The sequence below is a fragment of the bacterium genome, assembly GCA_036524115.1.
In the GTDB taxonomy this organism is placed as follows: Bacteria; JAUVQV01; JAUVQV01; order JAUVQV01; family DATDCY01; genus DATDCY01.
Genome location: DATDCY010000227.1, coordinates 21,239 through 29,014, shown reverse-complemented (window position 1 = coordinate 29,014; position 7,776 = coordinate 21,239). Strand labels below are relative to the sequence as shown.

General features: G+C 72.3%; 7 protein-coding genes. 6 read left to right on the top strand and 1 reads right to left on the bottom strand.

Features of this window, described 5'->3' with window-relative positions; all coding sequences use genetic code 11:
- The first annotated feature begins 352 nt into the window (after positions 1 to 352).
- The 6 genes from VI078_11155 (at position 353) to VI078_11130 (ending at position 6,231) form a co-directional block, all read left to right on the top strand.
- A complete protein-coding gene (locus tag VI078_11155; protein ID HEY5999839.1) occupies positions 353 to 1,726 on the top strand; it encodes a sigma-54 dependent transcriptional regulator in 1,374 nt (457 codons plus the stop codon).
- Positions 1,727 to 1,929: 203 nt separating this feature from the next.
- A complete protein-coding gene (locus tag VI078_11150) occupies positions 1,930 to 2,379 on the top strand; it encodes a response regulator (protein HEY5999838.1) in 450 nt (149 codons plus the stop codon).
- Complete coding sequence (locus tag VI078_11145; protein HEY5999837.1) at positions 2,376 to 3,611, top strand: KamA family radical SAM protein; 1,236 nt, start codon at positions 2,376 to 2,378, stop codon at positions 3,609 to 3,611. The genes VI078_11150 and VI078_11145 overlap by 4 nt, the downstream gene beginning before the upstream one ends.
- Before the next feature lie 18 nt (positions 3,612 to 3,629).
- Positions 3,630 to 4,631, top strand: coding sequence for a D-alanine--D-alanine ligase (locus tag VI078_11140; protein HEY5999836.1), 1,002 nt, complete (start codon positions 3,630 to 3,632; stop codon positions 4,629 to 4,631).
- Complete coding sequence (locus tag VI078_11135) at positions 4,628 to 5,623, top strand: D-alanine--D-alanine ligase (GenBank protein HEY5999835.1); 996 nt, start codon at positions 4,628 to 4,630, stop codon at positions 5,621 to 5,623. Before VI078_11140 ends, VI078_11135 begins: the two co-directional genes overlap by 4 nt.
- Before the next feature lie 2 nt (positions 5,624 to 5,625).
- Positions 5,626 to 6,231, top strand: a complete 606-nt coding sequence (locus VI078_11130) for a hypothetical protein (protein ID HEY5999834.1) — start codon at positions 5,626 to 5,628, stop codon at positions 6,229 to 6,231.
- Between the two features lie 35 nt (positions 6,232 to 6,266).
- Here the strand turns inward: VI078_11130 and pyk are convergent, their stop codons facing one another.
- A complete protein-coding gene (pyk, locus tag VI078_11125) occupies positions 6,267 to 7,751 on the bottom strand; it encodes a pyruvate kinase (protein HEY5999833.1) in 1,485 nt (494 codons plus the stop codon).
- Positions 7,752 to 7,776: the final 25 nt, after the last annotated feature.

Genomic DNA, 7,776 nt, shown 5'->3' with positions numbered 1-7,776 from the left:
CAACGAGCCTGCGTCCCTGCGGGACCGCCTCGGTCACCGCGTCGGGCTTAACGGCGGCTCCGCGCATCTTCCCTCAGGGACCGCCCCAGCCGCCTCGCCGATGACCGAGCCGAACGGAAATTGAGGTCAGCGGCGTCGGGGCAGTGCCGGGCGGGCCCGTGGCGGAGCGCGAGGGAACCGCAGCGGCCGGACCGGAGCGTCCCGCAGGGCGAAACGCACTGTTTGAGCCCGCAGGGCGAGTTGTGCGTTTCGAGCGCAGGGCCGGACAGGCTGCGGTCGAGCGCGCAGCGTCGCGAGCGCCCGGCCCCGCCCCGGTCACGCCCGCACGCTCCTTGGCACCGGAGCCGGCGGCGTGAAGAAGACGATCCTGGTCGCCGACGACGACCGCAACACCGCCGAGGCGATGCGCGAGGGCCTCGAGGACGAGGGCTACGCCGTCATCCTTGCGGGCTCCGGGACCGAGGGCCTCGAGCTGGCGCGCGCGAAGAAGCCCGACCTCGTCCTCACCGACCTGATGATGCCCGGCATGGACGGGCTCGTCTTCCTCAAGACCCTCAAGAAGCTCGACCCCTTCCTGCCGGTGGTGATCATCACCGGCCAGGGCACGGTCGAGAGCGCCGTCGAGGCCCTCAAGGAGGGCGCCGCCGACTACCTCGGCAAGCCGGTGCGCCTCAAGGAACTGGTCAAGCTCGTCGCGCGCACGCTCGAAGTCCAGGCGCTGCGGCTCGAGAACCTCACGCTGAAGAAGCGCCTGCGCTCGCTGAGCCAGCCCGCGGACGTCATCGGGCGCAGCCCGGCCTTCGCCAAGGTCCTCGAGATCGTCCGCCAGGTCGCGCCGACGCGCAGCACCGTCCTCATCACGGGCGAGAGCGGCACCGGCAAGGAACTGGTGGCGAACCTGCTGCACGAGTGCAGCCCCCGCGCGGAGAAGCCGCTGATCAAGGTCAACTGCGCGGCCATCCCCGAGACGCTGCTCGAGGCCGAGCTCTTCGGCCACGAGAAGGGCGCCTTCACCGGCGCGGTCGCCCAGCGCAAGGGCCGCTTCGAGCTGGCGCACGAGGGGACGCTCTTCCTCGACGAGGTCGCCGACATGAGCCTCGCGCTGCAGGCGAAGCTGCTGCGCTGCCTGCAGGAGGGGGAGTTCGAGCGCGTCGGCGGCACCGAGACGCTGCGCGTGGACGTGCGCGTGGTCGCGGCGACCAACCAGGACCTCGCCGCGGCGATCGCCGAGCGCCGTTTCCGCGAGGACCTCTACTACCGCCTGAACGTCATCGCGATCAACCTGCCGCCGCTGCGCGAGCGCACGGAGGACATCCCCCTGCTCATCGGCCACTTCATCCGCACCTACGCCGACGAGAACAAGAAGAAGATCGAAGGGATCACGCAGGACTGCCTCGAGGCGATGACCGCGTACCCGTGGCCGGGGAACGTGCGCGAGCTCGAAAACATCATCGAGCAGCTCGTCGTGATGGCGCGCGAGCCGCTGCTGCGGAAGGAGGACCTCCCGGCGAAGATGCTCCAGGGCGAGCCTCGGCGCGACGTGATGGTCCTGCCGCTCGGGACGACGCTCGAGCAGATCGAGCAGACGGCGATCCGCGAGACGATGGCGCTCACGGGTGGGAACAAGGAGCAGGCTGCCGCGCTCCTCGGCATCCACGTCGCGACGCTCTACCGGAAGCTCTCCGCGGAAGAGTTCTCGCAAAAAGCGAAAGAAAAGACGAACTGATCCTGTCTGTTTCGCATTTTGCGAAACTTATTGTGCCTAATTTTCACAAATTTCGCAAATTGCGAAGATTCTGCATTTCTCCGAGCTTAGCACACAAGTCCTAGTGGTCTGTCGCACGCGCCGACACTAGGAATATAGGGGTTTTCAGCGACCTCAACTTAACACGCTCGTTGGCACATGCCTTGCTTGTGCAGAGAGGCAAGATGACGACGCGCAACAGCCGCTACCGGATCCTCGTCTCCGACCGCGAGAAGAACACGCGGGACGCCGTGGCCGAGATCTTCCGCGAGGCCGGCTACACGGTCGACGCGGCAGGCAGCGGCTCCGAGACGATCGGGATGCTCACCCGCAGCAGCTACGATCTGGTCTTCTGCGACCTCGATCTGCCGAAGAAGTCCGGCTTCGAGATCGTGCGCATGGCCCGCGCCCTCAACCGCGACGCCCGCATCGTCGTGACCTCGGCGCAGGGCGAGCAGGTCAACCGCACCCGCATGAAGCGCGAGGGGGCCTTCGACTTCCTCGACAAGCCGCTGCGCCGCGCGACGCTCCTCGCGGCCGCCCGCGCCGCACTGCGCGGCACCGCGCGCACCGGCACCACCGAAGCTGCCGTCCCGGCCGGCGTCGACGGCGAGCGCGAACACCAGCCGGCATGAAGGAGACGGGGGGGACCCTGATGGACAACGCCGACGCATCCAGGATCGACGAGCCGCCGCACCGCCACCATTGGCAGCGCATCGCGCGCTGGCGCGAGGTCGGGCCCGAGCAGTGGCACGACTGGCGCTGGCAGGCCAGGAACCTGATCCGCACGCTCGAGGACCTGGAGGGGATCGTCCCGCTCCGCGAGGCCGAGAAGAAGAAGCTCGCACCGATCGCTCAGGAGTACCACTTCGCGATCACGCCGCACTACGCCGCGCTCATCGACCCCGACGACCCGCACGACCCGATCCGCCGCCAGGCCGTGCCGGCGCGCGAGGAGGGGTGCTACTACGGCAACGAGACCGAGGACCCGCTCCACGAGGTCGAGCACGCGCCGGTCCCGGGGCTGACGCACCGCTACCCGGACCGCGCGCTCCTGGTGACCACCGACTTCTGCTACATGTACTGCCGCCACTGCACGCGCAAGCGCATCTGGAAGAACGGCGAGACGCCGGTCACCCGCGACGCCATCCGCGCGATGGCGGGCTACATCCGCCAGCACCCCGAGATCCGCGACGCCATCGTCTCGGGCGGCGACCCGCTGTCGCTGCCGCTCGAGCAGCTCGACTTCATCCTCGCCGAGCTGCGCTCGATCCCGCACCTGGAGATCATCCGCATCGGCACCCGCGTCCCGGTCGTCCTGCCGATGAAGGTCACGCCGGAGCTGGTCGCCGTCCTCGAGAAGCACGGCCCGATCTGGCTGAACACGCAGTTCAACCACCCGCGCGAGGTGACGCCCGAGTCCGCGGCGGCCGTCGACCGCCTCCTGCGCGCCGGGGTGCCCGTGAACAACCAGAGCGTGCTGCTGCGCGGCGTCAACGACAGTCCGCGCACCATGCTCGCCCTCAACCACGCGCTGTTGCGCGCCAAGATCCGCCCCTACTACCTCTTCCAGTGCGACCCGGTCATCGGCGCCGAGCACTTCCGGACGACGGTGGACGCGGGCCTCAAGATCATGAGCGCGCTGCGCGGCCACACCTCGGGCCTCGCCCTGCCGACCTACGTCATCGACCTGCCCGGCGGCGGCGGCAAGGTGCCCGTCTCCCCGAACTACGTCATCGGCGAGAACGAGGACGGCCTGGTGCTCCACAACTTCGAGGGCAAGACGTACACCTATCCGCACCCGGCGCGCGCCGCCCGCTCGCCGCGGCGCCGGTCGGTCGAGACGCTCGACCCCGTGCCGGCGTAAGGCGCCGCGCCCCACCGGATGCGGATCGGCATTGCCTACAACCTCCGGGACGACGTCCCCGACCTGCCCGGGGCGCCGATCGACCACGCCGAGGAGTTCGACGCCCCGGCGACCATCGACGCGATCGCGGCCGTTCTCGAGGGCGACGGCCACCGCGTCGAGCGGCTCGGCTTCGGGCGCGACTTCCTGGCGCGCATGCTCGCCGACCCGCCGGAGCTGGTCTTCAACATCGCCGAGGGGCTCGCCGGCCGCAGCCGCGAGGCGCAGGTTCCCGCGGTCTGCGAGATGCTCGGCGTCCCCTACACCGGCTCCGATCCGCTCTGCCTCGCCCTGACCCTCGACAAGGACCTCGCCAAGCGCGTCGTCGCCTCGCGCGGCCTGGCCACGCCGCGCCACCTCCTGATCGAGCGCCTCGCCGACCTCCCCGGCGGCAACGCGCCCGGCGGCCTCGCCTTCCCGCTGATCGTCAAGCCGGCGTGGGAGGGCTCGAGCAAGGGGGTGCGCCTCGCCTCGCGGGTCACCTCCCCTGCGGCCCTGCGCGAGCAGGCCGCGTTCGTCCTCGGCAGCTACGGCGGCCCGGCACTGGTCGAGGAGTTCTGCGAAGGCGAGGAGTTCACGGTCGGCGTCATCGGCAACGCGGAGCCGCGCGCCATCGGCGCGATGCAGATCCGCCACCGCACGCTCCCGCCCGAGCAGTTCCTCTACTCCCTCGAGGTCAAGCGCGACTGGGAGAACCAGGTCGAGTACCTCGTGCCGCCGCCGGTGCCCGCGGCGCTGCTCGCCTCCATCGAGGCGCTCGCGGTCGCGTGCTACCACGCGCTCGGCTGCCGCGACGTCTCGCGCGTCGACATCCGCCTCAAGGCCGGCGTCCCGCACTTCATCGAGGTCAACCCCCTCCCGGGCCTCTCGCCCACCTACGGCGATCTGCCGATCCTCGCCGGGCGCATGGGCTGGCGCTACCCGCAGCTCGTGCAGGCGATCGTCCGGCACGCGCTCGAGCGCGCCGGCGCGCCGCGATGAGCCGCGGGCGCGTCGCCATCGCCCACTACGCCCCTGCCGACCCGCGGCGGCCGCACCCCGACGCCGCGCCGCACCTGATCCACGACGAGATCCCGCTGATCGAGGCGGCGCTCGCCGCGGCCGGGTACGAGCCCTTCACCCTGCCGGTCGGCGACGACATCCCCGCCGCGCTGGCCGCGCTCGCCGCGCGCCCGCCCCGCGCCGTCGTCAACCTCTGCGACGACCTGCCGGGGGGCAGCGAGCACGAGATGTACTTCGCAGCGGCGCTGGAGCTGCTCGGCATCTCGTACACCGGATCGCCGCCGCTCGCCCTCGGGCTGTGCCGGGACAAGGTGAAGACGAAGCTGATCCTGCGCGGACACGGCATCCCGACGGCGCCGTTCGTCCTCGCGGACAGCCCGGATGCGCCGCTGGAGGCGCTGCGCTTTCCCGTGATCGTCAAGCCCGCCACGGAGGACGGGAGCCTCGGCATCACGGACGCCTCCGTCGCCGCGGACGAGGCGGCCGCGCGCCGCGCGATCGCCGCCGTGCACGGGCGCTACGGCCCGGTCCTCGTCGAGGAGTTCATCGAGGGCCGGGAGCTCAACGCACCGGTGTTCGGCAACGTGCCGGCGCGCATGCTCCCGGTCTCCGAGATCGACTTCACCGGGCTGCCCGCCGGCGCGCCGCGCATCTGCGGCTACGAGGCCAAGTGGGAGCAGGACGACGCGCGCTACAGCGGCACGGTCGGCGTCTGCCCGGCCCACCTCACGCCGGAGGTGCGCAGCCGCCTCGAGCACTGGTCGCTGCTCGCGTTCCGCGCGCTCGGCCTGCGCGATTACGCCCGCATCGACTGGCGGCTCTCGCCGACACGCGGGCTCATGGCGCTCGAGGCCAACCCCAACCCGGACATCTCCCCCAGCTCCGGCTACGCGCGCTCGCTGCGCGCCGGCGGCCTCGACTACGCCGCGTTCGTCCTCGGCCTCGCCGAGGCCGCCATCGCGCGGGGGTGAGCGTGCGGCGCCTCGCCCCGGCGGCCTTCGCGCTCCTGGGCGTCCTCGCGGCCGCGCCGGTCCCCGCGCAGGACCTCGGGCTGCAGCTCGACGAGATCCGCGCGCTCGTGCGCGAGAAGCGCTACCCCCTCGCCCTCGAGAGCCTGCGGCTGATCGCGCGGCAGGTCCAGGACCTGCGCGTCGGGGCGATCGCCCCGGCCTTCCCGCCGGCGCCGCCGGGCTGGACCGCGGGTGCGCCGCTGAGCCTGCTCGGCGACGCCGACGTCTGGAGCGGTCGCCTCGAGGCCGTCCGCTCCTACACCCCGGAGGCGGGCGGGGCACGGATCGACCTGATCCTCGACCTGCACTCCCCGCTGGCCCCGGCGACCGCGCTCGGGCTCAGCGCGCTCATTCCCGCGGCCGACCCGACGGCGCGGCTGCGCGAGATCGCCGGCCAGCCGGCGCGCGTGCGCTTCGTGCCGGACACGGGCGAGGGGGAGGTCCGCATGCTCGTCGCCCCCGACACCGTCGTCACCGCCCGGGGCGGCGGCCTCACGGCGGCCGATCCGCTGGTGCGCCTCGTCGAGGGGATCGACTTCGCCGCCCTGCGCGCCGCCGCCGGTCTCTGAGGCGCCCGCGGGGCCATCCCCCGCCCGGCCGGCGCTCACGCGCCAGGGCGAAGAGCGGGGTGACGGCGGCCTGGACTCCCGCCGCGGCCTCCGACCGCCCGCAGCTCCACCACCTCGAGGCGGTGATTCGTCTCCGGGTTCTTCGCTGACGGCCCTTCCGTCAGCAAGGCCACCTCGCCCGTGAGGCCGTGCGCGCGCACCCACCGCCGCACGAAAGGCGTCCAGTCCCCGGGGTCCCGGGGCTCGTGCACCGGGTAGACGCCCGAGGAGAACTGCAGGTGCTGGCAGGTCTCCCGGCGGCCGGCCAGCGCCACCGTCCACACCGGGTACCGGAACCGCGCGACGCTTCGCGCCGTGCTGCCGCCGTGCGTCGGCACGAAGACCGCCGCCGGCGCGACGCGCTCGAGGCAGGCCTCCACGCCGATGGCGATGAGGTGGGCGGGGCGCAGCCTGGCGCTGACGTCGACGCCCTCGTACAGCTGGCCCACGGTCGTCGCCCGCCGGATCCCCTCGGCGACAGCGGCGATCCGCCCGAGCATCACCACGGCCTCCACGGGGTACTTCCCCATGGCCGACTCCCCCGAGAGCATCACGCAGTCGGTCCCGTCGAGGATCGCATTGGCGACGTCGGTGGCCTCCGCCCGCGTCGGTCGGCGGTTGTCCGTCATGGACTCGAGCATCTGCGTCGCGGTGATCACGGGCTTGGCCCGCTGGTTGGCCAGCCGCATCAGCCGCTTCTGCACGGCGGCGATGCGCTCGATCGGCACCTCGACGCCCAGGTCCCCCCGCGCGATCATGATGCCGTCGGCGGCGTCGAGGATCTCCTCGACGTGCTCGAGGGCCGCCGACCGCTCGATCTTGGCGACGATGAAGGGACGCCGGCCGAGCGCCAGCGCGGCCCGGCGCACGGCCTCGACGTCCGCCGCCCGCTCGACGAAGGACTGGCTCACGGCGTCGACGCCGTGCTCCAGCGCGAAGCGCAGGCATTCGCGGTCGTGAGGCGTGAAGGCGCTGATGCCCAGATCGATGCCGGGCAGGTTCAGGCCCTTGCGCGAGCGCAGCTCGCCGCCGACGCGCACCGTGCAGCGCACCTCGGCGCCGCGCACCCGCGCCACGGTGAGCTGGATGTACCCGTCGTTGAGGAAGAGCGTGTCGCCGGGCCTCACGGCGCGCGGCAGCTGCCCGAAGGAGACCGAGACCCGCCGCGCGTCGCCGGCGACATCCTCCGTGGTCAGGGTGAACGGGGCGCCCGCCTTCAGCTCCACCGGCTCGGGGTCGATCCTGCCGATGCGCATCTTCGGGCCCGGCAGGTCGGCCATGATCGCGACGCGCCGGCCCGTCGCGCGGCCGGCGGCCCGCAGGTTCCGGATGGTGCGCGCGTGGGCCGCGAAGTCCCCGTGGGAGAAGTTCAGGCGCGCGACGTCCATCCCCGCCCGCAGCAGCCGGCGCAGCACGACCGGCGACTCCGACGCCGGCCCGATCGTGCAGACGATCTTGGTCTTGTGCCCAGGCAGCTTCATCGGCGATCGCTCCGCGCCGCGAACC